This window comes from Mesorhizobium sp. M0185 (assembly GCF_040322175.1).
In the GTDB taxonomy this organism is placed as follows: domain Bacteria; phylum Pseudomonadota; class Alphaproteobacteria; order Rhizobiales; family Rhizobiaceae; genus Mesorhizobium.
In genome coordinates this window covers 88953-114038 of sequence record NZ_JAMYSY010000005.1, presented here as the reverse complement: position 1 = coordinate 114038, position 25086 = coordinate 88953, and the positions used below count along the sequence as shown (strand labels likewise).

Genomic DNA, 25086 nt, shown 5'->3' with positions numbered 1-25086 from the left:
TGTGCGATTGGGGCAAATGGAAGGTAACAGTCACTCGGCGGCCGTTTTGGTCTTGCCGCGCTCAGACGCCGTGCCCTCGAGCACCGCGATCAGCCTGTTGCGGATAGTCGCGGTGCGCGACGGGCTGTCGATCTTCTGGCCGGTGAGATCGGTGACGTAGAACGTGTCGATGACCTTTTCGCCGAAGGTTGTGATGTGGGCCGAGGCGATGTCGAGCGACAGGTCCGACAACATGCCGGTGATCTCCGACAGAAGGCCCGGCCTGTCCAGCCCCTCGACCTCGATGACCGAGAAACGGTTCGACAGCTTGTTGCGGATCTCGGCGCGTGGCGGAATACGGAAAACCTTGGCGCCGCGCCGCGGCTTGGTCCGCTTCTCGATCATTTCGGGCAGCCAGCTCTTGCCCGACAGCACGTCCTCGATCAGCCGGCCGACGCGCTCGGCACGGCGGCGCTCGTCCTCGTCGAGGTCGAACTCCCTCGAGATCAGGATGGTGTCGAGCGCCCGACCATCCGAGGTGGTGAAGATCTGCGCGTCGACGATGTTGCCGCCGGCCGCGGCACAGGCGCCGGCAATCACCGAAAGCAGGCGCGGATGGTCCTGCGCCAGCACCGTGATCTCGGTCACCGCCTCGAACTGGTGGGTTTTCACCATGGTGGCGAGCTTCTTGCCGGCGTGATCGGCCTCGCGGATGAATTCGGCATGGCGGAGCTGGTCGGGAAGATCGACCGCCAGCAGATAGTTCTCGTAGTGCTGGCCGACATAACGCTTGCGGGCCTTTTCCGGCCAGTCGGCAAGCGCCTCGGCCAGTTGTTCGCGCGCCGCCGCCGTCCGTTTGGCGCGCGACACCTCCGAAAACCCGCCGGTCAACAAAAGCTCGGTCTCGTAATAGAGCGTACGCAGCAACTGGCCCTTCCAGCCGTTCCAGACCCCAGGCCCGACGCCGCGGATATCGCAGACGGTAAGCACAAGCAGCATCTTCAGCCGTTCGACCGACTGCACGATGGCGGCAAAATCCTCGATCGTCTTGCGGTCGTTGAGATCGCGGGTCTGCGCCGTCATCGACATGACGAGGTGGTTCTCGACCAGCCAGGCGACCGTTTCGGTGTCTGCCGGCGAGAGCCCCATATGCGGGCAGATGCGCCGGGCGATCCTGGCGCCGGCTTGCGAATGGTCCTCCGGCCTGCCCTTGGCGATGTCGTGCAGCAGCACGGCGACATAGAGCGCCTCGCGGCTCTTCTTCAGCCCCGGCATCAGCGAGTGGGCGAGTGGATGGATCTTTTCCCCGTCGCCGCGCTCGATCTCGGCCAGCACGCCGATGCAGCGGATCAAATGCTCGTCCACGGTGTAGTGGTGGTACATCGAGAACTGCATCATGGCGACGATCTTGCCGAAATCCGGGATCAGCTTGGCAAGCAGTCCGGCCTCATTCATGCGCCGCAGATTGAGCTCGGCGTTGCGGTCCGAGGTCAAGATATCGAGGAACAGCCGGTTGGCCTCCTCGTCGCGCCTGAGCGCCTTGCCGACGAGGCCGAGAGAGCGGGTCAAAAGCTTCAGCGCATCGGGGTGGAATTCCAGGCCATGCTTGTCGGCAAACCAGAACAGCCTGAGCAGGTTAACCGGATCGCGCTCGAACACCTCGTCGTCGGCAATGTTGATGCGGTGGTTGTCGACGATGAAATCGGCCGTGCCGGCGAGCTTGCGCTTGCGGCGCGAAAAGGTGAGAAAGATGCGGTTGAAGCCCGGCACATGCTTGGCCTGCTCTTCTTCCAGCGCGGCGCAGAAGATGCGGGTCAGGTCGCCGACATCCTTGGCGACGAGGAAGTAGTGCTTCATGAAGCGTTCGACCGCCGACAGGCCGGGATGGGTGGTGTAGCCCAGCCGCTCGGCAATGTCGCGCTGGATGTCGAAATGCAGCCGCTCCTCGGCCTTGCCGGTGAGGAAATGCATATGGCAGCGCACCGCCCATAGGAAATCCTCGGCCTTCTGGAATTCCCTGTATTCGGCGTCGGTGAAGACGCCCTTGTCGACCAGTTCCTCGCCGGTGCGCACGCGGTAGAAATATTTGGCGATCCAGAACAGCGTCTGCAGGTCGCGCAGGCCGCCCTTGCCGTCCTTGACGTTGGGCTCGACCAGATAGCGGCTCTCGCCGGCCTTGGCGTGGCGCTCGTCGCGTTCGGCGAGCTTGGCCTGGACATATTCGGGGCCGGTGGTGCGCACCACCTCGTGGTCGAAGCGCTGCAAAAGCTCGTCATAGAGCTTTTGCTCGCCCCACAGGAAGCGCGCCTCCAGGATCGAGGTGCGGATGGTGATGTCGGTGCGCGACAGCCTGAGGCACTCGTCGATGTTGCGGGTGGCATGGCCGACCTTCAGCCCGAGGTCCCACAGCATGTAGAGCATGTATTCGACGATCTGCTCGCCCCATGGCGTCTGCTTGTAGGGCAGCAGGAACAGCAGGTCGATGTCGGACCCGGGCGCCAGCGTGCCACGGCCATAGCCGCCGACGGCCACGACCGCCATGCGCTCGGCCGATGACGGGTTTTTGACGCGATAGACATGGGTGGCGGCGAAGTCGTAGAGCGCGCGGATGATCTCATCCATCAGATGCGACAGCCGGGCGGCGCAGGCGGTACCGCTGCCATCGTCCATCAGCATGCGTTCGGCGACCGTGCGGCCGTCGGCGAGTCGGCTTTTGAGAAGCTTGAGAACGCCGCTGCGCGCGGCCTTGCCGGAGCCGTCGCCTGCCGTGGCCGCGGTCAGTTCGGTCATCTCGCGGCGCAAGGCTTCGCCGTCGATCAGTTCCTCGAGCTTCAGGGATATTCTTGCCATAAATGCCGTTCGGCCTCGCCGTTTCGGCGGCGTCTATAGCGCGTTTTCGCGGCGCTGGGTATGGGGCGGACGGACGCGTTCTCCGCAGCCGTGGAACGGGACGATCGTCTCATGCCCGCGGCCGGTGCAGTTTGGGCCTGGCCACGAAAAATCGAAATCAGCCCTTGACCTTCCAGTTACTGGAAGCACTACCTCCGCCGCAACATCGAAATACAGGGGCTTTCGGCATGACGCATTCCGATCACCATCATCACGCCCATGGCAGCTGCTGCTCGGCAAAAGGCGCCTCCTCTGCTGCGGACGCCGTCGTCCGCGATCCGGTCTGCGGCATGACCGTCGATCCGGCTGCCGGCAAGCCGACGACCGAGCATGACGGCCATCGCTATCATTTCTGCAGCGAGGGCTGCCGCGCGAAATTCGTCGCCGAGCCGGAAAAATACCTGACCGCAACCGATCCCGTCTGCGGCATGAGCGTCGATCGCGCCACGGCCAAGCACTTTTTGCGGCACGAGGGCCGAGGCTTCTATTTCTGCTCGGCCGCTTGCCAGGCGAAGTTCGAAGCCGAGCCGGCAAAATATCTCGGCGACAGGCCGGCGCCGCAGCCGATGCCCAAGGGCACGCAATACACCTGCCCGATGCATCCCGAAATCATCCGCGACAAGCCCGGCTCCTGCCCGATCTGCGGCATGGCGCTGGAGCCGATGGGCGTGCCGACCGGCGACGAGCGACCTAACCCGGAACTGGTCGACTTCACCAGGCGCTTTTGGGTGAGCGCGGTGCTGTCCGTGCCGTTGCTGCTCATCGCCATGGCGCCGATGCTCGGCCTGACGTTTCAGGCCTTCATCGACGACCGCGCGAAGGTCTGGCTGGAGCTGGCGCTGGCCAGCCCGGTGGTGCTGTGGGCGGCATTCCCGTTCTTCCACCGCGGCTGGGATTCGATCCTCAACCGCAGCCCCAATATGTGGACGCTGATTTCGCTCGGCGTCGGTGCCGCCTACCTCTACAGCGTCATCGCCACGCTGTTTCCAGGCCTCTTTCCGCACCAGTTCCGCGGCCATGACGGCACCGTACCGGTCTATTTCGAGGCGGCGGCGGTAATCGTCGCGCTGGTGTTCCTCGGCCAGGTGCTGGAATTGCGTGCCCGCGAGAAAACCGGTTCGGCGATCCGTGCGCTGCTCGACCTGGCGCCGAAGACGGCGCGGCTGATCGGCGCGGACGGTTCCGAAGACGACGTGCCGCTCGAAACCGTCAAGGCCGGCGACCGCTTGCGCATCCGCCCAGGCGACGCCGTGCCGGTCGACGGCATTGTGCTCGAAGGGCGCTCCTCCATCGACGAATCGATGATCACAGGCGAGCCGCTGCCGGTCGAAAAGACCGACGGCGACAACCTCACCGGCGGTACGCTCAACAAGAACGGCTCGCTGATCATGCGCGCCGACAAAGTCGGCGCCGAGACGACGCTGGCGCGCATCGTCGAGCTGGTCGCCAAGGCGCAGCGTTCACGCGCGCCGATCCAGGGGTTGGCCGACCGCGTCTCGTTCTACTTCGTCCCGGCCGTCGTTCTGGTTGCGATCATTGCGTTCGTCGCCTGGGCGATCGTCGGACCGGAACCCAGCCTGGTCTTTGCCATCGTCTCGGCGGTCTCGGTGCTGATCATCGCCTGTCCCTGTGCGCTCGGCCTTGCCACGCCAATGTCGATCATGACCGCCACCGGGCGCGGCGCGCATGCCGGCGTGCTGATCAAGGAAGCGGCGGCGCTCGAACGCTTCGCCTCGGTCGATACGCTGATCGTCGACAAGACGGGAACGCTGACCGAAGGCCGGCCGCGACTGACCGATGTCGTTGCCGTCGAAGGCATGGCGCAGGACGAGCTGCTGGCGCTCGCCGCCGGGCTGGAAAAAGGCTCGGAGCATTCGCTGGCCGAGGCGATCGTCGACGGCGCCCGCGAACGCGGGGTGAATATCCCGGACGCCGGCGGTTTCGAGGCCGTCACCGGCAAGGGTGTTTCCGGCACGGTTTCGGGGCAGAAGGTGGCGCTCGGCAATGCCGCGATGATGGCCGATCTCGGCATCGACACGGCGGCGGTCCTGGCCAGCGCCGAGGCGCTGCAGGCCGACGGCAAGACCGCGATGTTCGTTGCTGTCGGCAACCGGCTCGCCGGCCTCGTCGCCGTTGCCGACCCGATCAAGGCGACCACCGCCGAGGCGATCAAGGCGCTGCATGACAGCGGGCTGAAGATCGTCATGGCGACCGGCGACAACGAGCGCACCGCCAAGGCCATCGCCGCCAAGCTCGGCATCGACGCGGTGCGTGCCGGGCTCTTGCCCGAACAGAAGAACGCGCTGGTCGAGGAATTGCGCGCCGGCGGTGCCGGCGTTGCCATGGCCGGCGACGGGGTAAACGATGCGCCCGCACTGGCCGCCGCCGATGTCGGCATCGCCATGGGCACAGGCGCCGATGTTGCGGTCGAAAGTGCGGGAATTACGCTGGTCAAGGGCGATCTCAACGGCATCGTCAGGGCGAGGACGCTGGCCCGCGCGACGATCCGCAACATCCGCCAGAACCTGTTTTTTGCTTTCCTCTACAATGTGCTCGGCGTGCCGGTTGCTGCCGGCGTGCTTTATCCGCTCACCGGCACGCTGCTGTCGCCGATGATCGCGGCGGCGGCGATGAGCCTGTCTTCGGTTTCGGTGATCGCCAACGCATTGCGGCTCAGGACGTTGAAACTCTGAGTAAACATTCCAGATAGACCCTGTTCAAAAAAGGAGACGATGAATGACCTTGGCCAAGAAGATCGTGCTGCTGATGATGGCGGCGGGAATGCTGCTTGCCGTTTTCCTCGAAAGTGTTCCGGCACAAGCCGAGGAGATGAAGCACGACATGGGCGCAATGGGCGCGCAGAGCCCCTCGACCGAGGGCTACAAGGCGGCGATGGACAAGATGCATACCGACATGATGGCAATCGAATATTCCGGCAATGCCGATGTCGATTTCGCCCGCGGCATGATCCCGCATCACCAGGCTGCCATCGACATGGCCAAGGTCGAGCTCGCCAATGGCAAGGACCCGGAAATCCGCAAGCTGGCGGAAGCAGTGATCGCCGCGCAGCAAGCCGAGATCAAGCAGATGCAGGACTGGCTCGCTGCCCATCCGGTGAAGTAGGCGTGACGCTGTCGGGGAATCCGGGCGAGAGGCTTCACCTGGATTTCTGCTTCGCCTGGATTTCCCTTGGCGGCTATGGTGCTATCCGGGCCTCGGACTGGAGCATGCCATGCCATCGACGATAAGAACGACCTCCCTGCCCTGCGGCGAAGCCGTGCCGGTGCTCGGCCAGGGCACCTGGAAGATGGGCGAAGACGCTCGCCGCCGTGGCGACGAGGCCAATGCCCTGAAGCTCGGGCTGGATCTCGGCATGACGCTCATCGACACCGCCGAAATGTATGCCAGCGGCGGTGCCGAGGAGGTGGTGGCGGAGGCCATCGCCGGTCGCCGCGACGAGGTTTTCCTGGTCTCCAAGGTGCTGCCGTCCAATGCCTCGCGCGCCGGCGTGAAACGGGCCTGCGAGAACAGCCTGAGGCATCTCGCCACCGACCGAATCGATCTTTATCTGCTGCATTGGCCGGGCAGCGTGCCTTTGACGGAAACGGTAGAGGCGTTCGAAGCGTTGAAGGCAGCCGGCAAGATCCGCCACTGGGGCGTCAGCAATTTCGATACCGGCGAGATGGAGGAGCTGGTCCGGTTGCCGGCCGGCGGCAACGTCCAGACCAACCAGGTGCTCTACAATCTGTCGCAGCGCGGCGTCGAGTTCGACCTCGCCCCGTGGAGCCGGCAACGCGGCATGCCGCTGATGGCCTATTCGCCGGTCGATCAGGGGGTACTGGCGCGCAACGCCAGGTTAGATGCCATCGCCGCTCGCCACGATGCGACTCCGGCGCAGATCGCGCTTGCCTGGGTGATGGCGCAGGACGGCATCATCGCCATTCCGAAGGCCAGCCGCCCGGAGCATATCCGGCAGAATGTCGCGGCGTTGGACATCGCGCTCACGAGGGAAGATTTCGCCGAAATTGATCGCGCTTTTCCGCCGCCGAGGCGGAAGTCGGGCCTGGCGATGATTTGAGGGGTGGGGCGGAAGGCAAGCCAAAGCAGCGTTCCGTCACAGAGGGGGGTGCCGTAGAGCGCTATCAGACGAGCACTACTTCCCAGCCATCCCCTTCAGCCTGTACAGCGCCTCCAGCGCCTCCCTTGGCGTCATCTCGTCGGGATTGATCTCCGCTAGCGCCAAACCCAGCCCATCACTCTTCGCCGGCTTGGGCGCCTCCCGCTTCGCTGCCACGGAAAACAGCGGCAGGTCGTCGACCAGGCGGTTGGCCTTGCCCGAGACCTCGTCGGCCTCGAGCTGGTGCAGCACTTCCTTGGCCCGGCCGACGACGGCCTCTGGCAGGCCGGCCAGCCGCGCTACCTGGACGCCGTAGGAACGGTCGGCGGCACCCTTGCCGACCTCGTGCAGGAAGACCACGTCGCCCTCCCATTCCTTGACCCGCATGGTGACGTTGGAGAGCCGCGGCAGTTTTCCGGCCAGCGCCGTCATTTCGTGGAAATGCGTGGCGAAGATCGCCCGGCAGCGGTTTTTCTCGTGCAAATATTCGACCGCCGCCCAGGCGATCGACAGGCCGTCGAAGGTGGCGGTGCCGCGGCCGATCTCGTCGAGGATGACCAGTGCGCGTTCGCCTGCCTGGTTGAGGATCGCCGCCGTCTCGACCATCTCGACCATGAAGGTGGAGCGGCCGCGCGCCAGATCGTCGGAGGCGCCGACCCGCGAAAACAGCCGGTCGACGACGCCGATATGGGCTGATGCCGCCGGCACGAAGGAGCCGGTCTGGGCGAGGATGGCGATCAGCGCGTTTTGCCTGAGGAAGGTCGATTTGCCGCCCATATTGGGGCCGGTCAGCAGCCAGATCGCGCCGGCCTTGGCATCGCCTTGCGGCGACAGATCGCAATCATTGGCGACGAACGGGCCTTCGCCGGAACGCCGCAGCGCCTGTTCGACCACCGGATGACGTCCACCCGAAATCTCGAAGGCAAGGCTCGCATCGACCAGCGGCCGGCACCAGGCCTCGCTCTCGGAAAGCAAGGCAAGTGCGGCCGAAACGTCGAGCACGGCGAGCGCTTCGGCGCCGGCACGGATCGTGTCGGCCTGGCCGACCACTTCCGCCGTCAGCGCCTCGAAAGCGGCAAGCTCGATCGCCAGCGCCCGGTCGGCGGCGTTGGCGATCTTGGTTTCCAGTTCGGCGAGTTCCGTGGTGGTGAAGCGCATGGCGTTGGCCATGGTCTGGCGATGGATGAAGCGCGCCTTGGCGCCGTCGCTGCCGGTCATCAGCGCATGGTGGTTAGCGGTGACTTCGATATAATAGCCCAGCACATTGTTGTGCCTGATCTTCAGCGAGCGGATGCCGGTCTCGTCGATCAGCGAACGCTCCAGCCCGGCGATCACCTTTCGCGACTCGTCGCGCAGTGCCCGCATCTCGTCGAGTTCGGCGTGGTAGCCGCCGCGGACGAAGCCGCCGTCGCGCCTGAGCAACGGCAGCTCGTCGCTGAGCGCCTGTGCCAGATGCGTCGCCAGTTCACTGGGCAGTGCCTTGATAGCTCCCAACGCCGCAGTCAGTTCGGCCGGCAATGCGGTTTGGCCGAACAGTTCGGCGATGGCGCCGGCCGCTTCGAAACCGGCGCGCAGCGCGCCGAGGTCGCGCGGGCCGCCGCGGTTGAGCGCCAGCCTGGACAGCGCCCGCGGCATGTCGGCGACGCTCTTCAGGCTTGCCCGCACCGCCTGGCAGAGGCGCGTTTCGGAGCGGAAGAACGACACCGAGTCCAGCCTTGCAGCGATTGCCGCCGGGTCGGTCAGCGGCGCCATCAAGCGGTCGGCGAGCAGCCTTGCACCGCCGCCGGTCACCGTGCGGTCGATCGCCTTGAACAGCGACCCGTCGCGGCTGCCGGACAGCGTGCGCAGCAGTTCCAGATTGGCGCGCGTCGCCGGGTCGATGAACAGCGTCGAGCCCTGCTCCTCGCGCTGCGGCCGCGACAGCGGCGGCCGCTCGGCTTTCTGCGTCTTCTCGACATAGGCGATGACGCCCGAGATCGCCGACAGCTCGGCGCGCGAAAACGAGCCGAAACTATCCGGCGTTGCCACCTCGAAGAAGCGGGCGATGCGGCCGGCGGCCGAAGCCGAATCGAACAGTGACGGCGGCTGCGGGCTGGCGACGCGGCCGAGCACGTCGAACACCGGTTTCAGCTCCGGGTCGTAAAACACCGGCTCGGCGACGATCAGCTCGCGCGGGTCGACGCGGAAGACATCGGCGAGCAGCCGGTCGGTGGTTGTCTCGGCGACGCGGAAGACACCGGTCGAGATCTCGATCCAGGCCAAGGCAAAGGAATGCTCGGCCCCGCCCTTAACCCGTCCCAGCGCCATCAGAAAACTCGATTCCGACGGCGCCAGCAACTTGTCCTCGGTGATGGTGCCTGGGGTGACCAGCCGCACCACGTCGCGGCGCACCACCGATTTGCCGCCGCGCTTCCTGGCCTCGGCCGGATCCTCGATCTGTTCGCAGACAGCGACGCGGAACCCCTGGCCGATCAGCTTCTGCAGATAGTCGTCGGCGGCATGCACCGGCACGCCGCACATCGGGATGTCGAGCCCCTGGTGCCTGCCGCGCTTGGTCAGCACGATGCCGAGTGCCCGGCTCGCCTTCTCGGCATCGTCGAAGAACAGCTCGTAGAAATCGCCCATGCGGTAGAACAGCAGCGAATCCGGATTCGCCGCCTTGATCTCGATATACTGCTCCATCATCGGCGTCGCCGGCGCGAAGGCCGGCGTGGCATTGTCGCTTTGAATGGGCGTCTCGTCGTTCAAGAAGCTGCTTCCAAAATTTTGCAAGCCATGCTTGGCGGTTTACAGCGGCGAAGTGTAGCCTTAATCCCGAACCTTCCACAAAAGAAAGCATGCGCACCCATCTCAAGCGGTGCCGTACGGGCGAGGAAACCGAAAGTACCATGGCCAAGAAAACCGAAAGCAACGGGCCCTCCGTCAGCGCCCAGGAGGCGCTGGAATTCCACGCCATGGGCCGTCCGGGCAAGCTGGAGATCGTCGCCACAAAACCGATGGCGACGCAGCGCGATCTCAGCCTTGCCTATTCGCCGGGCGTCGCCGTGCCGGTTCTCGCCATCGCCGAGGACCCGAGCCGCGCCTTCGACTACACGGTTCGCGGCAACATGGTCGCCGTCATCTCCAACGGCACCGCCATCCTCGGCCTCGGCAATCTCGGCGCGCTGGCCTCGAAGCCGGTGATGGAAGGCAAGGCGGTGCTGTTCAAGCGCTTCGCCGATGTCGATTCCATCGACCTCGAGGTCGACACCGAGGATGCCGACGAATTCATCAACTGCGTGCGTTTCCTTGGCCCCTCCTTCGGCGGCATCAACCTCGAGGACATCAAGGCACCGGAATGCTTCATCATCGAGCAGCGGCTGCGCGAGCTGATGGATATCCCGGTCTTCCATGACGACCAGCACGGCACCGCCATCATCTCGGCTGCCGGCCTGATCAACGCGCTGGAAATCACCGGCCGCGACATGAAGACCACCAAAATGGTCTGCAACGGCGCCGGCGCTGCCGGCATCGCCTGCATCGAATTGATGAAGGCGATGGGCTTTGCGCCTGAGAATATCATCCTTTGCGACACCAAGGGCGTCGTCTTCCAGGGCCGCACCGAAGGCATGAACCAGTGGAAGTCGGCGCACGCCGTGAAAACCGGCGCGCGCTCGCTGGCCGAGGCGCTGGACGGCGCCGACGTGTTCCTCGGCCTCTCGGCCAAAGGCACGCTGACCACCAAAATGGTGCAGTCGATGGCCAAGAACCCGATCATCTTCGCCATGGCCAATCCCGACCCCGAGATCACGCCTGAGGAGGTCGCCGAGATCCGCACCGACGCCATCATGGCGACGGGACGGTCCGACTATCCCAACCAGGTCAACAACGTGCTTGGCTTCCCCTACATCTTCCGCGGCGCGCTCGATGTGCGGGCGACCACCATCAACGACGACATGAAGATCGCCGCGGCCAAAGCGCTCGCCGAACTGGCGCGCCAGGACGTGCCCGACGACGTCGCCGCCGCCTATCAGGGCATGCGGCCGAAATTCGGCCCCAACTACATCATCCCGGTGCCGTTCGATCCGCGCCTGATCTCGGCCATCCCGATTGCGGTGGCCAAAGCGGCGATGGACTCCGGCGTCGCGCGCAAGCCGATCCTCGATCTCGACCGCTACGCGCAGGAGCTTTCCGCGCGCCGCGACCCGATCGCCTCGACGCTGCAGCGCATCTACGACCGGGTGCGCCGCCAGCCCAAGCGCATCGTCTTTGCCGAGGGCGAGGAGGAGCAGGTGATGCGCGCCGCCGTCTCCTATGTGAACCAGCGGCTCGGCACCGCCATCCTGCTCGGCCGCGACGACATCATCAAGGAAAACGCCAGGAACGCCGGCATCGATCTCGGCAAGCAAGGCATCGAGATCATCAATGCGCGGCTGTCGCGGCGCAACTCGGTCTACACCGACTATCTCTACGAGCGCATGCAGCGCAAAGGCTTTCTGTTCCGCGACTGCCAGCGGCTGATCAACAACGACCGCAACCATTTCGCCGCCTGCATGGTGGCGCTGGGCGATGCCGACGGCATTGTCACCGGCGTTACCCGTAACTATTCGACGGCGCTCGACGACATCCGCCGCGTCATTGACGCAAGGCCTGGCCATTGCGTCATCGGCGTGTCGATCGTGCTGGCGCGCGGTCGCACCGTCCTCGTTGCCGACACCGCGGTGCATGACATGCCGGATGCCGTCGAGATCGCCGACATCGCCGAGGAGGCCGCCGGTTTCGCCCGCCGCATGGGCTACGAGCCGAGGCTCGCCATGCTCGCCTATTCAACCTTCGGCCATCCGCAGGGCGAGCGCTCCGAGCGCGTCCAGGAAGCGGTGCGCATCCTCGACAAGCGCCGCGTCGATTTCGAGTATGACGGCGAGATGGCCGCCGACGTGGCGCTCAACGCCCGCGCCATGGCGCAGTACCCGTTCATCAGGCTGACCGGCCCGGCCAATGTGCTGATCATGCCGGCCTTCCACTCGGCCTCGATCTCGACCAAGATGCTGCAGGAGCTCGGCGGCTCGACCGTCATCGGCCCGCTGCTGGTCGGCCTGAACAAGCCGGTTCAGATCGTCTCGCTCAATGCCAAGGATTCGGACATCGTCAACATGGCAGCGATTGCGGCGTATAGCGCGGGAGCTTGACGAGCGGGGGCAGCAGCAGCGCCTCTCCCTTCTCCCCCTGGGGGAGAAGGTGGCCGAGCGAAGCTCGGTCGGATGAGGGGTGTTCCAGCTTGGCACCGGCAGCACTCCGTCCAGCACCCCTCAACCGTCTCGGCGCTGCGCGCCGATCCACCTTCTCCCACAGGGGGAGAAGGAAGAGGTGCCGCTACAGCAGCCCCGCCTGCTCGGCCTCTCTGCGCAAATTCTGGCGTGGCCTTGGGCCGATCTGCTGGATGACCAGCCCGGCCGCTAGCGAGCCGAGATCGCCGCACTGCTTCAGGCTGCGGCCTTGCGTGTAGCCGTAGAGGAAGCCGGCGGCATAGAGGTCGCCGGCGCCGGTGGTGTCGACCAGCTCGCGGATCCTGGTCGCATTGATGGTCACGGTCTCGTCGCCGCGCACGATCACCGAGCCCTTTTCCGAGCGGGTGACGGCGGCGATCTTGCAATCCTTGCGGATCTGGGCCAGCGCCTCGTCGAACGACGCGGTCTGGTAGAGCGACTTGATCTCGTGGCTGTTGGCAAAGACGATGTCGACGGTGCCGGATCGCATGAGATCGAGGAACTCGTCGCGGTAGCGGTCGACGCAGAACGAGTCCGACAATGTCATCGACACTTCGCGCCCGGCGGCATGGGCGAGCTTCGCCGTCTGCCGGATCGCCTCCTTGGCGCGCGGCGGGTCCCACAGATAGCCCTCGAAATAAGTGACGGCGGCGCCCGACGCCTTGTCGGCCTCGACGTCCTCCGGGCCGAGCTCGACGCAAGCGCCGAGATAGGTGTTCATCGAGCGCTCGCCGTCGGGCGTGACGAAGATCATCGAGCGCGCTGTCGGAGGTTCGCCGTTAAGCGGCCTGGTGTCGAAGGCGACGCCCTGGGCATGGATGTCATGCGCGTAGATTTCGCCGAGCGCGTCGTTGGAGACCTTGCCGAAGAAAGCGGCGCGGCCGCCGAAGGAGGCGACGCCCGCCGCCGTGTTGCCGGCGCTGCCGCCCGAGGCTTCGATGGCCGGGCCCATGCGGCTGTAGAGCAGTTCGGCGCGCCTCGTGTCGATCAAATTCATCGCGCCCTTGATGATGCCGTTCGTCTCCAGGAACGCCTCGTCGCACTGGGCGATGATGTCGACGATGGCATTCCCGATACAAAGCACGTCATAGTCCGGCATCAATTCATGTCTCCGCCAAAAACCCACCGGCTTTCTGCCACGCCGGGCGCGGGCGGGTCTAGCGGTTTGATGCGGCTTTGCCTAGGCCGCGAGTTATAAATCCGGGCAGAACGCAGATGCTTCGTATCGCGCGGTTTGCGCTTGTCTCGCGACCTGTCTCCGCCTATCCCGAAATATCGCCCATGGGCCTCGTTTGACATGGAATTGGAAACGCCGTGATCCTCGACGCCGCCCGCGCCGCCTTGAGCCGGCTGTTCTCGCCCGAATTCCGTTCCGTGTTCCTGAAGACGCTGGCGCTGACCTTGCTGGCGCTGGCGGCGCTTTGGTTCGGGATCAAGAGCCTGTTCGAATGGCTGGCCTGGCCGTGGATCGATGGATGGCTGCCCGCCCTACCCTCCTGGGCCGGATGGCTGGGCGCCGTCGTCGCCGGCATCGGCCTTGCGCTGGGCTTGGCGCTGCTCATCGCGCCGGTGACGGCGATCATCGCCGGCCTGTTCCTCGACGACGTCGCCGAAGTGGTCGAGCGCACGGATTATCCAAACGACCCGCCCGGCCGCGCCGTGCCGGCGTTGCGCTCGCTGGTGCTGGCGATCCGGTTCTTCGGCGTCGTCATCCTCGGCAATATCGTCGCCCTGCTGCTGCTCCTGGTGCCGGGCATCAACATTGCCGCCTTCTTCGTCGTCAACGGCTATCTGCTCGGGCGCGAATTCTTCGAGTTCGCCGCCATGCGCTTTCGCCCGGAGGCCGAGGCCAAGGCGTTGCGCAGAAAGCACTCCATCGCCGTGTTCCTGGCCGGGCTGGTGGTCGCCGCTTTCCTCGCCGTGCCGCTGCTCAACCTTCTGACGCCGCTGTTCGCCGCCGCCATGATGGTGCATCTGCACAAGGCGATCTCGGCACGGGAAGGGAGCTAGCGCAGCAGAAAGCCGCGCCCCAGTTCATCATCGTCCTCGACGATGAATTCGGCCCGCCCTGAGTAATAGGCGCGGCCGCCGACGCGGGCGATGATCGCGTCATGCGGCCCGGCTGTGGCCGTGCGTACGACGGCGCCGGAAAAGCGCGAGCCGGCGATGCTCTCGAACAGCCGCGTTCGGCCAATCTCGATCTGGCCCTTGGCGTGCATGGCCGCCAGCCGCGCGGTGACGCCGGAGCCGGTCGGCGAACGGTCGACCTCGGCCTCGGCGAAAACGCAGATGTTTTTGGTCGGCGTATCGGAGAACGCATCCTGTCCGTCGGTCAGGATGGTACCGTAGAGAAAGGCGAGATCGGCGTGGTCGGGATGCAACAGCGGCAATTCGGCCTTCAGCTTATCAGTCAGCGCGGTCGCTGCATCGACGAAATCGCGGACGCGGTTCCTGCCGAATTCCAGCCCGAACTGGCGGCATTCGGCCAGCGCATAGAAGGCGCCGCCATAGGCGACGTCGAAGCCGACCGGACCATAGCCCGGCAGCTCGATCCGCTGGTCGCCGGCAAACAGAAACGCCGGCACGCTTTCGAAGGACACCGCACCGGCTTTGCCGTCCCTCACCTCGACCGCAGCCGAAATCAGCCCGCATGGCGCTTCGATGTTGACCGTCGTCAGCGGCTCGCGTGGCGCCACCAGCCGTTCGTCGACCGCGTAGCGGCCGAGCGCGACGATGGCGTGGCCGCACATCGTCGAATAGCCCTCATTGTGCATAAACAGCACCGCGAGGTCGGCGCCCGGCAGGTCGGGCTCCACCAGCAGCGCGCCATACATGTCGTAATGGCCGCGCGGCTCGAACATCAGGATCTTTCTGAGATGATCGAGATAGTCGCGCACATAGGCACGCTTTTCGAGGATCGTGCCCTTGGGAATGTCGGGGTAGCCGCCGGTGACGATCCGCAGCGGCTCGCCGCCGGTGTGCATGTCGACGACGGTGAGCGTCATTCGCCGGGCCCGACCTAGGCTGAAGATTTGGCAAACAGCGCCTGCAGCTTGCCGAACGGCATGGCGGCGCGGATGAAGCCGAACGTGCCATCCTGCTGGATCTCGCGCGCCGCGGTCTCCAGCATGCCGAAGGCGAAATTGGTCAGCCATGGGCCGAGCGAGACGCGCTTTACCCCCGCCATGGCCAGGTCGGCGATGGTGAAGCCGGGCCTGGCCATGACGTTGACCGGCTTGGTCAGCGCCGAGCAGACGGTTCGCACCATCTCGATGTCGCCCAGCCCCGGTGCATAGAGCACGTCGGCGCCGGCCTTCTCGAAGGCCTGCAGCCGCTTGATCGTGTCGTCGAGATCGGGCTTGCCCCACAGGAAATTCTCGGCCCGCGCGGTGAAGACGAAATCGCGTTTCAGTGCCCGTGCCGCTTCCGCCGCCGCCGCGACGCGATCGACGGCATGCGAAAAATCATAGATCGGCTTGGCGGGCTCGCCGGTATGGTCCTCGATCGAGCAGCCGGCGAGGCCAGCCGCCTCGGCGGCGAAGATGGTCTCGCCGGCACTTGTCGCGCCGTCGCCCTTGCCCTTTTCGAGGTCGGCCGAAACCGGCAGCCCGGTCGCCGCTGACACTTCACGGCAATGATGGATCATCGCCTCGAACGTCACCGCGCCGTCGGGCAGGCCGCGCGAAAAGGCAAAGCCGGCGCTGGTCGTGGCCAGCGCCTTGAAGCCGAATGAGGCCAAGAGCTTGGTCGTGCCAACGTCCCAGGAATTGGCCATGACGAAGATCGAGGCATGCAGGTCGCGAAAAATCTTGCCCTTGTCCATGGATGCTCCCCTCCAGTGCAGAATGTGAGGCAAATTCTAGCCCGGCGGAACGCGCCGGGCAAACAAATGCGGTTGGCTCAGAAGCGTTTGGCGTTCTCATCCGCCAATCGGTCCAGCGCATCGGAATCCTTGACGTAGCGCGAAGCGATTTTGTCCCAATGATAGGTGACGGAAATGTCGCGCGAAGACGCCTCTGGCGGCGGCTGGCCGTCGCAGCTTTCATCGCCCGGCACTGTCGCGTCGGTCACCGTGACCTTGATGGCTGCATAGGGCTGGCTGTCGGCAATCGCCTGGAAGGCCACATTCTGCGTCCTTCGGTTGGTGCAGAGGTTTTCGTCGAACGTATAGATCATGTCGATCAGCTCGAACCTGTCGTTGCGGACCATGACCAGCGGCGTGATCACATAGCCCTGGCTCGAATTGAAATGCGTGCTCGTGGTGATGATGACGTCATCGCCGGGCCCGATCGACAGCTTGCCCGGATCGCGAAAGTAGGTGCTGCGGTCGACGGCAACATTGACCGCGTCGAGCAAGGCCGGCTTGCCGGTGATGTCGTAGAGTGCCAGCACTGCATAACCCTCGGCGCTGTCAGGCGAGTCGCCGAGGTCGAGCAGCATCGCCAGCCGGTCCTTGGCGCCGGCCTTGATGTCGAGCACGTCGCCGCTGGAAAGACCCGACGTCGCCGGCGGCGAGCCGTCGTAGTCCGGTCCAGCGATGTGGCGCATCTCGATCGGAATCGAACCCCGGAAAAAGCCGTCCTTGTCCGCCGCCAGATCGGGAATGACCATCCTGGCGAGATCGAGATAGGTGAGATCGCCGTGGCCGGGGACGGCGCTACCGAGCTCCGGGAAGCTGACGGCCTCCGCGCTGGCCGTCGTCCAAAGACAAGGCAGCAGCAGGCAGGCAAAGATGAAACGAAGCAGGGAGAAGGTCATGCGCGCGCTCGTTATGTCGGGCGCGCGCAAGCTAGAGCATTTTGCGACCAAGAGGAAACCCCTGGCGTTGCCTCACTATGTTGGCTTGGCTTGGCTCGCCAGGGTCTGCCGGAAAACCGGCACCAGCTGATCCATGGCGGCTGCGAGCCACGCGCCGAGTTCGTCGGGCAGAGTGTCGTGGATCCAGACCAGGCGGCTCCGGCCCTCGCCCTCGGCAAAGACCTGCATGGAGGTGTTATCGTGGGTGACCTCATCGCCGAGCCATCCCCATACGATCCGCCGGCTCTGCTCGTCGCGGGCGATGAGCCGCTCTCGCACGATCTTGCCGTCGGCGAAAGTAAGGGCCCGCACGTCGCCCTCGTCCACCCGGCAGTCGACGAAAACGCCTGGGGCTATCCGTTGGGCGCCGCCGGCGAAGTCGCCCACCGTCGCCCATACGCTTTCCGGTGAAGCATCTACGATGATTTCCCTGACTATCGAAGCCATGTTCGTTTTTCCTCCGCTAGTAGGTAGACCTGTCTGTCTACAATGTGGATATATACAGACCTGTCTGCTATAGTCAAGGCATGTCCACAGCCCGAATCAACGATCGTCCCGAAAGCCTTGCGCGCCGCCGCGTCGTCGATACGGCGACCGCGCTGTTTTCTCTGGAGGGGGTCCGTGCCGTCGGCATCGACCGCATCATCGCCGAGGCCGGCGTTGCGAAGGCGACGTTCTATCATCACTTCGCGGCCAAGGACGATCTCGTCCGCGCCTACATCGAGGAGCTCAGCAAGGGAGGACGGGCGGCAATCGCGAGCCTTGGCCGGCGGCCACCTCGCCAGATGATCCTTGCCATATTCGATCTCATCGCCGACGCGGCGGATCAGCCGGGCTACCGCGGCTGCCCGTTCCAGAATGCCGCGGCCGAATACCCCGACCCGAGGAGCCCGGTTCGCCAGGCAATCGATAAGCATCGTCACTGGAAGTGGGGCATCCTAAGGGATCTGCTGATCGCTGACGCAAATCGCGATCCGGACCGCACCGCGGACGCGCTAACGGTGGCGGCCGACGGCCTGCTTGTCGTCAGTCATCTCGACAGGCCGGCCAATCTGCGCAGTCTCATGTGCGACACGGTCGACCGAGTACTTGGAGCGCCGCGCCCGGTCTGAGATCGGGCGCGCATGCAGCCTGCGCAAAGGCGATCAGTGGATCGGCACCAGCCCGGCCAGTTTACGCATGTCGTCGAACAGGATGCCGCCGGCTTCGATCAGCCCGTCGCGGTCGGAAAGCGGGTCGCCGTGGTAGGAATAGACGCGCATGCCGGCGGCGATGCCGGCTGCCGTGCCGGCGACGCTGTCCTCGATGACGATGCAGTCGGCGGGCGCGAAGCCCATCGTCGCTGCCGCATGCAGGAAGAGGTCGGGGAACGGCTTGCCACGCGAGACCATGGTCGAGCTGAACAGCGCATGCTCGAATAGCGGCAGCAGCCCGGTCTGGCCGAGCGTGATGTGCATTTTGGACACCCGTGCCGACGACGCGACACAGGTGGCGATGCCGGCGGCGTGCACGGTTTCGATGAACTCGCGAACGTAGGGGATGGCCTCGACGCCATGCGCGAACAGGTCCGGCAGGCCGGCGTTCCAGCGCTCGACGAAATCGGCGCCGAGGCTGACGCCGGTCGCCTCGACTTCCTTCTGCACCGAGACCATGCTGCGGCCGGAGAAATTCTTGCGGCAATATTCGAAGCTGGCCGGAAAGCCGGCCGCGGTCAGCCATTCGGCGAGGCGCCGATTGGCCAGGTTCTCGGTGTCGACCAGAACCCCGTCGCAATCGAAGATGACGAGCTTGGGTATTTTCATCAGGCCGTGCCGGTCGATCCGAAGCCGCCCGAGCCGCGCGCCGTACCGCCAGCCAATGTGCGCTCCTCGACGGTCGCCTGCGTCACCGGGGCGAAGACGATCTGGGCGATCCGCATGCCGCGCGTCACCGCGAAATCCTCGTCGCCGAGATTGATCAGCAGCACCTTGACCTCGCCGCGATAGTCGCTGTCGATGGTGCCCGGCGTGTTGAGGCAGGTGAGCCCGTGCTTGAAGGCGAGGCCGGAACGCGGCCGGACCTGGCCTTCGACGCCCTCCGGAATTTCCAGGACCAGCCCGGTCGGCACCAGCGCGCGCTTTCCCGGCAGGATCAAAAGCGGCCTGTCGTCCGGGACGGCGGCGCGCAGGTCCATGCCGGCGGCGCCCGAGCTCTCATAGGCAGGAAGCGGCAATCCCTCGCCATGCGGCAGCCTGACGAAGCCGACAGCCGGACCGATGACGGAGGTGGGATAAAGTGCTGCGCGCATGAGGCTGATCCTATCGTCGCGAACGCCGGTTCAGTCAACTCGGCGGCAATGCTATCAACGGCTTTCTTTCAGCACAGTTCCGCTTCAGCGCAGTTCCATCGGAACGACCGTGGTCTCCTTGATCTCCTCCATGACGAAGGAGGCCGAAACGTCCGACAGTGCCACCTTGGCGATCAGCCGTTGATAGAGCCGGTCATAGGCCTTCACATCGGCGACGCGGGCGCGCAGGACATAGTCGAGATCGCCGGACATGCGGTAAGCGCCGGTGATCTCGGCAAAGCCAGTCACCGCCGCTCGGAATCGTTGCAGCCAGTCCGGATCGTGGTTGGAGGTGCGGATCAGGATGAACACCGAAAGGCCGAGCCCAAGCTTGTCGGCGTCGACCAGCGCCACCCGGCCGGTGATGACGCCGTCTTCCTCCAGCCGCTTGACCCGGCGCCAGCAGGCATTGCGCGACAGCGATATTCTTGCCGAGAGCTGGTCGACGGACAGCGTGCCGTCGCGTTGCAGCTCGGCCAGCAATCTCCGGTCTATTTCGTCGATTTCCTGCGCCATGTGGGATGTTTGTCCCAAAATTCAGCCTTTCACAAGGACAATTTGAGACCGATGAACCGAACACCAGTGCCAGTATACTCATCGCCGGCTCTTCATGCCGGCAGGAGGGATTGACATGACCGCACGGCTCGCAAGACTTTTCACCTCTCACCCGGCCGCGGTCGGCGAGAGCTATTTCGGCCATATGGCTTTCGCCGCATGGTTCTCGTCGCGATTGTTCATGGCGGCCTTTGCCGCGCTCATTCATGCTTTCTTGCCGTTTCTGTTCGAGACCACGGCAAGCGGCATCATCCGTGAGCTCTATGAGCGGACGCATAACAGAGGACGGTAAGCCGTAGAGGTACCGAGCGCAGCGAGGCCGCTGGACAGGGCCGCCCCCCAACAGGCCCCGCAGCGCAATCCCGATCAAGCGCCGCCATCGTCGAATGCCGAGCCAGGCTTGCATCCACGCGCCAATCCGCCATTTTGAGGATCGCGGCGCGATAGCCCGGAGCATCCACGATGGATATTGTCTTTTCCCGGACGACAGAATTGGCTGCCGCCATTCGCGACCGCAAGATTTCCGCTGTGGAAGCGCTGGATGCGCATCTGGCGCAGATCGACAGGCACAATGAGGCGGTCAACGCAGTCGTAACCCTCGATCGGGAAGGTGCGCGGCAACGCGCCGGCAAGGCCGACGAAGCCCAGGCGCGCGGCGAGGCCCTTGGGCCGCTACACGGCGTGCCGTTCACACTGAAGGACACGCACGAAACAGCGGGCATGAGAACCACTGTCGGCTTCCCGGCTTTCGCCGACTATGCCCCGAGGGCAGACAGTCCGGTCGTTGCCCGGCTGAAGGCGGCAGGCGGCATACTGGTGGGCAAGACGAACGTGGCGACAATGCTCGGTGACTGGCAGTCTGACAATCCGCTGTTCGGCCGCACCGGCAACCCCTGGAACCTCCAGCGCACCGCCGGCGGCTCCAGCGGCGGTGCGGCGGCGGCACTCAGCACCGGTATGACGCCGTTCGAGGTCGGCACCGACATGCAGGATTCGATCCGGCTGCCCGCTGCCTTTTGCGGCGTCTACGGCCTCAAGCCGACCGAGCACCGCGTCTCGCTCGCCGGCGCCTTCCCCGATCCAGGCGGGGCGCCGCGCAGCGTGAGGCTGATCTCCTGCCTCGGACCGATGGCGCGCAGCGTCGAGGACCTGGCACTGATCTACGGCCTCATTGCCGGGCCGGATGGAAGCGATACCGACCTTGCGCCGGTACCGGTCGAAACCATGCCGGAGCTGGATCTCAGAAATTTGCGGATTGCCGTCGCGCCGTCCTTTCCGGGCTTTCCGGTGGCCGGCGAAATCAGCGCGGCGGTCGAAAGCCTGGCAAAGGAGCTTCAGTCGGCAGGCGCGATCGTCGAGGAGGCCAAATTGCCGAAGCTCGACCTGCACGACGATCTGGAGCAAGGCGGCGCGCTGATCGGCATGATGCTGGAGTCGGCGCAGCCCGAACCGCGGGAGAAGCCGACACCGGTCTCGCGCTGGTTCGAGGCGCTCGCCCGCCGCGACCGCCCCATCCTGGCGTGGGAACGGTTCTTCGACGGCTGCGACGCCTTGCTGTGCCCGGTCGCCATGGCCACCGCCTTCCCGCATTGCGAGCCAGGAACGCCGATCGGGGTCGACGGTAGCGAGCAAAGCTACTGGATGCTGCCGGCCTATGGCGCGGTGTTCAACTACAGCGGCCATCCGGCACTGTCGCTGCCCTGCGGACAAGATCGCGACGGCCTGCCCATCGGACTACAGATTGTTGGCAAACGCTGGTCGGAGTCGCGCCTGCTCGGGATCGCCAGGGCAATCGAGCCGCTAGCCGGCGGCTTTCGCCGCCCGTCCGGTTATTGAGTAAACCGCGCCAGCCCGTAGGGATCAAGCAGAGGATCGCGCTCGCCGTCGAGGATTTCGCGGGCGGCGAACAGGCCGACGGCCGGTGCCAGCGTGATGCCGGAATGCATGACCGCGACGTAGACGCCGCTCGTGCCTTCGGCGCGGCCAATGATCGGAAAGCCATCGACCGGCGTGGGCCGATAGCCGACGGTGTGGAAATCGAGTTCCAGCCCGTCCGCGCCGCGCAGCATGGCCTTCATCGCCGCAAACAGGTTGCGGGCGGTGGCTGCGGCATCCATGCCCGGATCGGCGCCGCCGAAATCCGAGCCGGCGATGATGCGTCCCTCCGCCGTCTGGCGCATGTGCAGGCGGTCGCCGATCACCAGGCCGTTGAGCAGCTTTTGGTACGGCCGCGAATGCACGATCAGGCCGGGTGGTGTCTCGATCGGCAGTTCTATCCCGGCTGTTGCAGCTAGTGCCGGAGAGCCGGCTCCGGCCGCGATCACCACCTCGTCGGCAGCAATCCGCCCGCCGGATGTATCGACGCCGGCAATCCTGCCGTTGGCTTGCACCAGAGCGGTGACGGTCGTCCCGGCTACAATTCGCGCGCCGCGCCGTTCGGCATCGGCCAGCAGTGCTTGCGTGGCGGCGACCGGCTCGGCAAAGCCTTCCTCGGCGACATAAAGGGCGAAATCGGGAAGCTCGGCCAGATTGGGCTCGATGCGCGCCGCTCCGGCACGGTCGACACGCTCGATGCCGTAGCCCCATGCGGAGTGCTCGGCCGCATAGGCCTCAAGTTCGGGACGTGGCAGGTCCCAGCATAGGCCACCGCGCCATTGCAACGGGATGCCGGGCACCTCGTTCGCCAATCGCGTCCATTCGGCCATCGACCGAATGCGCAGGCGGAAATAGACCTCCGGATTGCCCCAGCTGGCATTGATCCAGGCAAAGGAATTCGGTGTCGCGACGCCGCCGGCGCCGCTGCCGGCAACGACCGTCACCTTTGCTCCGGCCCTGGTCAGGTGCCAGGCGATGGAGGCGCCGATGATGCCGGCGCCGATGACGATGACTTGTTTCGCCGCTGTCATGCTTCACTCCTCGTTCCAACGCCACCACTGCGATGCCATCGCCCGTGGGTTCTGCCAAGAGCGCGCGGTACCAAATATGCCTCTTGATTTTAAATACGTACGTACGTATTATACCGCGATGGCTAGACATTCACTTCGCGAAAAACTTCTCGACGCCGGTTTCAAAACCATCTGGAGTTCCGGCTATTCGGCCGCCGGCGTACGCGACATCGTCGCCGCGGCCGATGCCCGTCCGGGGTCCTTCACCAATCATTTTGCATCCAAGGAGGCGTTCACCGGCGAGGTGCTGGACCGCTATTTCGCCTATGTTAGCGGTTTGGCGGAGCAGGCCCTTGCTCGGGACGGCACGCCCCCGGTCGGGCGCTTGCGCGGCTATCTCGAAATCATCACGTCGAAGCTGGAGGCGCATGATTGGGCACGGGGCTGCATGATCGGCAATCTCAGCCTCGAGACGGCGGCTCACAGTGAGGCGCTGAGGCTGCAACTCGTCGCCATTTTCGAACGCTGGCGTAAGCCCTTTGCCGAATGCATCGCCGAGGGCCAGGCGGCTGGCGACATCACCGACGCGTTCGATGCCGAGGACCTCGCCGATTTCCTGTTGAGTTCCTGGCAAGGCGCGATGCTGCGCATGAAGGTGGAGCGCAGTCCCGAACCGCTCGAGCGTTTCAAGAATATCGTCCTCAAAACAGTCTTCGCAAAAAGGAGCTGATCCGATGAACCCGAAACTCGAAAAGCAGCAATCCCGCACAACGGTGCCGCGCTCGCAAGTCGCGGTACTCGATTCCACCATCTCCTATGTCGAGGCAGGTACTGCCGGTCCGACGGTGCTCTTCCTGCACGGCAACCCGACGTCGTCCTACATCTGGCGCGACATCATCCCGCATGTGGCGCCGTTCGGCCGCTGCATTGCGCCCGACCTGATCGGCTATGGCCAATCCGGCAAGCCGGACATCGACTATCGCTTCTTCGACCACGTCCGCTATCTCGACGCCTTCATCGAGACGCTTGGCATCACCGACGTGGTGGTCGTCGCGCAGGACTGGGGCACCGCGCTCGCCTTCCATCTCGCGGCCCGGCGGCCGCAGCGGATCCTCGGCCTCGCCTTCATGGAATTCATCCGCCCCTTCGAGAGTTGGGACGATTTTCACCAGCGTCCGCAGGCGCGCGAATTGTTCAAGGCAATGCGCACGCCTGGCGACGGTGAGAAGCTTGTCCTGGAAGACAACGTCTTCGTCGAAAAGGTGCTGCCGGCTGCGGTGCTGCGCACGATGAGCGATGAGGAAATAGCCTCCTACCGGGCACCGTTCCCGACGCCGCAATCGCGCAAGCCGATCCTGCGGCTGCCGCGCGACCTGCCGATTGAAGGCCAGCCCGCCGATGTCGCTGCCATCAGCGAGCACGACCATCGGGCGCTCCGGCTCTCCTCCTACCCGAAGCTGCTTTTCTCAGGCGATCCGGGGGCCCTCGTTTCGCCGCAGGCGGCACGGGAATTCGCGGCCGGCCTGAAGAACTGCCGGTTGATCGATCTCGGACCCGGCGCGCATTATCTGCAGGAGGACCATGCCGACAGGATCGGCGCCGCAATTGCCGAGTGGATTCCGGAGGTGGCCTTCGAGAGCCGAGCGACCGAATCGGCCTGAGGTCGGGATGTGAACCGGCGGCTGCGGCAGCCGGAGAGGTCGACAGCTTAGCTCTCCCGGTGCCAAGCGATGGAGGCGCCAATGATGCCGGATCCAATGACGATGATGTTCTTGCTCGCGGCCGTGTACCTTCAAACGCCCAGGACTTCTTGCCCTCATTGCCACCATGCTACAGACTTGCCAAGAGCGTTGCCGGGACCGCTCTCGAAGCGGGTCGATGACGATCGCCTCACTGGAAACGTTCAGCTCAATCACATGAGGGTCATTTGCGCCGCTGGATAAAAGGGCTGGTTTTTGCTGCAGCCGGAGCCGCCATTGTCTATGCCGTCTTCTTCGGCCCGCTGCCGATCGTTCGATCTTGGTGGCAGGACGACAACTGGCTGGATCCTTTGCATAAGCCCATCGCATTGCTGACGGTTTGGTGCTGACCGGGGCGTTGGTTGGGAAATCGCGGGCAGAAGTTGTTGCCATGCTCGGCGAGCCGCCGAAGACGGACTATTTCGAGAAATGGAGTCTGGTTTATATTCTTGGTTCGGAAAGAGGATTTTTTTCGATCGATTCTGAATGGCTGGTTATGCGCCTGGATGACGCTGGCTCGGTCACGCAGGCGGCTATCGTCAGAGACTGAACC

The 25086-nt window shown here is 64.8% G+C and carries 23 protein-coding genes; 12 read left to right on the top strand and 11 right to left on the bottom strand.

Features of this window, described 5'->3' with window-relative positions; all coding sequences use genetic code 11:
* Positions 1-30: 30 nt before the first annotated feature.
* A complete protein-coding gene (locus NKJ20_RS06245) occupies positions 31-2829 on the bottom strand; it encodes a [protein-PII] uridylyltransferase (RefSeq protein WP_352743091.1) in 2799 nt (932 codons plus the stop codon).
* A 227-nt stretch (positions 2830-3056) separates the two neighbouring features.
* Between NKJ20_RS06245 and NKJ20_RS06240 the strand changes: the two genes are divergently transcribed.
* The 3 genes from NKJ20_RS06240 to NKJ20_RS06230 all read left to right on the top strand — a co-directional run bounded on the left by NKJ20_RS06240 (position 3057) and on the right by NKJ20_RS06230 (position 6946).
* On the top strand, positions 3057-5561 hold the full coding sequence (locus tag NKJ20_RS06240; protein WP_352743090.1) for a heavy metal translocating P-type ATPase: 2505 nt from the start codon (positions 3057-3059) through the stop codon (positions 5559-5561).
* A 43-nt stretch (positions 5562-5604) separates the two neighbouring features.
* Positions 5605-5991 carry a CopM family metallochaperone gene (gene copM, locus NKJ20_RS06235; RefSeq protein ID WP_023676379.1) on the top strand — a complete coding sequence of 129 codons (387 nt, stop codon included), beginning with the start codon at positions 5605-5607 and terminating at the stop codon, positions 5989-5991.
* A 109-nt stretch (positions 5992-6100) separates the two neighbouring features.
* On the top strand, positions 6101-6946 hold the full coding sequence (locus tag NKJ20_RS06230; protein ID WP_352743089.1) for an aldo/keto reductase: 846 nt from the start codon (positions 6101-6103) through the stop codon (positions 6944-6946).
* Between the two features lie 75 nt (positions 6947-7021).
* Here the strand turns inward: NKJ20_RS06230 and mutS are convergent, their stop codons facing one another.
* A complete protein-coding gene (gene mutS / locus NKJ20_RS06225; protein ID WP_352743196.1) occupies positions 7022-9670 on the bottom strand; it encodes a DNA mismatch repair protein MutS in 2649 nt (882 codons plus the stop codon).
* 203 nt (positions 9671-9873) lie between these two features.
* Here mutS and NKJ20_RS06220 point away from each other — a divergent pair, with 203 nt between their 5' ends.
* Positions 9874-12153: an NADP-dependent malic enzyme gene (locus NKJ20_RS06220; protein ID WP_352448507.1), complete on the top strand. Its 2280-nt coding sequence runs from the start codon at positions 9874-9876 to the stop codon at positions 12151-12153.
* A gap of 184 nt (positions 12154-12337) precedes the next feature.
* Here NKJ20_RS06220 and NKJ20_RS06215 read toward each other — a convergent pair whose 3' ends face one another.
* Positions 12338-13330, bottom strand: a complete 993-nt coding sequence (locus NKJ20_RS06215) for an adenosine kinase (RefSeq protein ID WP_352448506.1) — start codon at positions 13328-13330, stop codon at positions 12338-12340.
* A 215-nt stretch (positions 13331-13545) separates the two neighbouring features.
* Between NKJ20_RS06215 and NKJ20_RS06210 the strand changes: the two genes are divergently transcribed.
* Entirely contained in the window at positions 13546-14241 is a 696-nt protein-coding gene (locus NKJ20_RS06210; protein ID WP_352448505.1) for a sulfate transporter family protein, read from the top strand.
* On the opposite strand, the gene NKJ20_RS06205 is transcribed toward NKJ20_RS06210, so the two are convergent.
* From NKJ20_RS06205 to NKJ20_RS06190, 4 genes are all read right to left on the bottom strand, one after another.
* Complete coding sequence (locus NKJ20_RS06205; RefSeq protein ID WP_352448504.1) at positions 14238-15236, bottom strand: proline racemase family protein; 999 nt, start codon at positions 15234-15236, stop codon at positions 14238-14240. The two genes, NKJ20_RS06210 and NKJ20_RS06205, sit on opposite strands and share 4 nt — an antisense overlap.
* Before the next feature lie 14 nt (positions 15237-15250).
* Entirely contained in the window at positions 15251-16054 is an 804-nt protein-coding gene (locus NKJ20_RS06200) for an isocitrate lyase/PEP mutase family protein (RefSeq protein WP_352743088.1), read from the bottom strand.
* Positions 16055-16131: 77 nt separating this feature from the next.
* Positions 16132-16989, bottom strand: coding sequence for a hypothetical protein (locus tag NKJ20_RS06195; RefSeq protein ID WP_352448502.1), 858 nt, complete (start codon positions 16987-16989; stop codon positions 16132-16134).
* 75 nt (positions 16990-17064) lie between these two features.
* Positions 17065-17475 carry an SRPBCC family protein gene (locus tag NKJ20_RS06190; protein WP_352448501.1) on the bottom strand — a complete coding sequence of 137 codons (411 nt, stop codon included), beginning with the start codon at positions 17473-17475 and terminating at the stop codon, positions 17065-17067.
* A gap of 80 nt (positions 17476-17555) precedes the next feature.
* Here NKJ20_RS06190 and NKJ20_RS06185 point away from each other — a divergent pair, with 80 nt between their 5' ends.
* A complete protein-coding gene (locus NKJ20_RS06185; protein WP_352448500.1) occupies positions 17556-18140 on the top strand; it encodes a TetR/AcrR family transcriptional regulator in 585 nt (194 codons plus the stop codon).
* Positions 18141-18173: 33 nt separating this feature from the next.
* Here the strand turns inward: NKJ20_RS06185 and NKJ20_RS06180 are convergent, their stop codons facing one another.
* From NKJ20_RS06180 to NKJ20_RS06170, 3 genes are all read right to left on the bottom strand, one after another.
* A complete protein-coding gene (locus tag NKJ20_RS06180; RefSeq protein WP_352743087.1) occupies positions 18174-18830 on the bottom strand; it encodes an HAD family hydrolase in 657 nt (218 codons plus the stop codon).
* Positions 18830-19315 (bottom strand): dUTP diphosphatase, encoded by a 486-nt coding sequence (dut, locus tag NKJ20_RS06175; protein WP_352448498.1) that lies wholly within the window; start codon positions 19313-19315, stop codon positions 18830-18832. Before dut ends, NKJ20_RS06180 begins: the two co-directional genes overlap by 1 nt.
* 84 nt (positions 19316-19399) lie before the next feature.
* A complete protein-coding gene (locus NKJ20_RS06170) occupies positions 19400-19870 on the bottom strand; it encodes an Lrp/AsnC family transcriptional regulator (RefSeq protein WP_352448497.1) in 471 nt (156 codons plus the stop codon).
* Between the two features lie 115 nt (positions 19871-19985).
* Here NKJ20_RS06170 and NKJ20_RS06165 point away from each other — a divergent pair, with 115 nt between their 5' ends.
* Together NKJ20_RS06165 and NKJ20_RS06160 are read left to right on the top strand one after the other, a co-directional pair.
* Entirely contained in the window at positions 19986-20201 is a 216-nt protein-coding gene (locus tag NKJ20_RS06165) for a DUF6356 family protein (RefSeq protein WP_023717932.1), read from the top strand.
* Positions 20202-20371: 170 nt separating this feature from the next.
* A complete protein-coding gene (locus NKJ20_RS06160; RefSeq protein ID WP_352448495.1) occupies positions 20372-21745 on the top strand; it encodes an amidase in 1374 nt (457 codons plus the stop codon).
* Here the strand turns inward: NKJ20_RS06160 and NKJ20_RS06155 are convergent.
* Positions 21739-22815, bottom strand: a complete 1077-nt coding sequence (locus tag NKJ20_RS06155) for an NAD(P)/FAD-dependent oxidoreductase (protein WP_352743085.1) — start codon at positions 22813-22815, stop codon at positions 21739-21741. The two genes, NKJ20_RS06160 and NKJ20_RS06155, sit on opposite strands and share 7 nt — an antisense overlap.
* A gap of 118 nt (positions 22816-22933) precedes the next feature.
* On the opposite strand from NKJ20_RS06155, the gene NKJ20_RS06150 reads away from it, so the two are divergent.
* The 4 genes from NKJ20_RS06150 to NKJ20_RS06135 all read left to right on the top strand — a co-directional run bounded on the left by NKJ20_RS06150 (position 22934) and on the right by NKJ20_RS06135 (position 25083).
* On the top strand, positions 22934-23524 hold the full coding sequence (locus NKJ20_RS06150) for a TetR/AcrR family transcriptional regulator (RefSeq protein ID WP_352743195.1): 591 nt from the start codon (positions 22934-22936) through the stop codon (positions 23522-23524).
* 4 nt (positions 23525-23528) lie between these two features.
* The gene (locus NKJ20_RS06145) at positions 23529-24455 is read left to right on the top strand and encodes a haloalkane dehalogenase (RefSeq protein WP_352743083.1); all 927 of its coding nucleotides are present in this window, start codon (positions 23529-23531) and stop codon (positions 24453-24455) included.
* Between the two features lie 266 nt (positions 24456-24721).
* On the top strand, positions 24722-24883 hold the full coding sequence (locus NKJ20_RS06140) for a hypothetical protein (protein ID WP_352448492.1): 162 nt from the start codon (positions 24722-24724) through the stop codon (positions 24881-24883).
* A complete protein-coding gene (locus NKJ20_RS06135; RefSeq protein WP_352448491.1) occupies positions 24877-25083 on the top strand; it encodes a hypothetical protein in 207 nt (68 codons plus the stop codon). Before NKJ20_RS06140 ends, NKJ20_RS06135 begins: the two co-directional genes overlap by 7 nt.
* Positions 25084-25086: the final 3 nt, after the last annotated feature.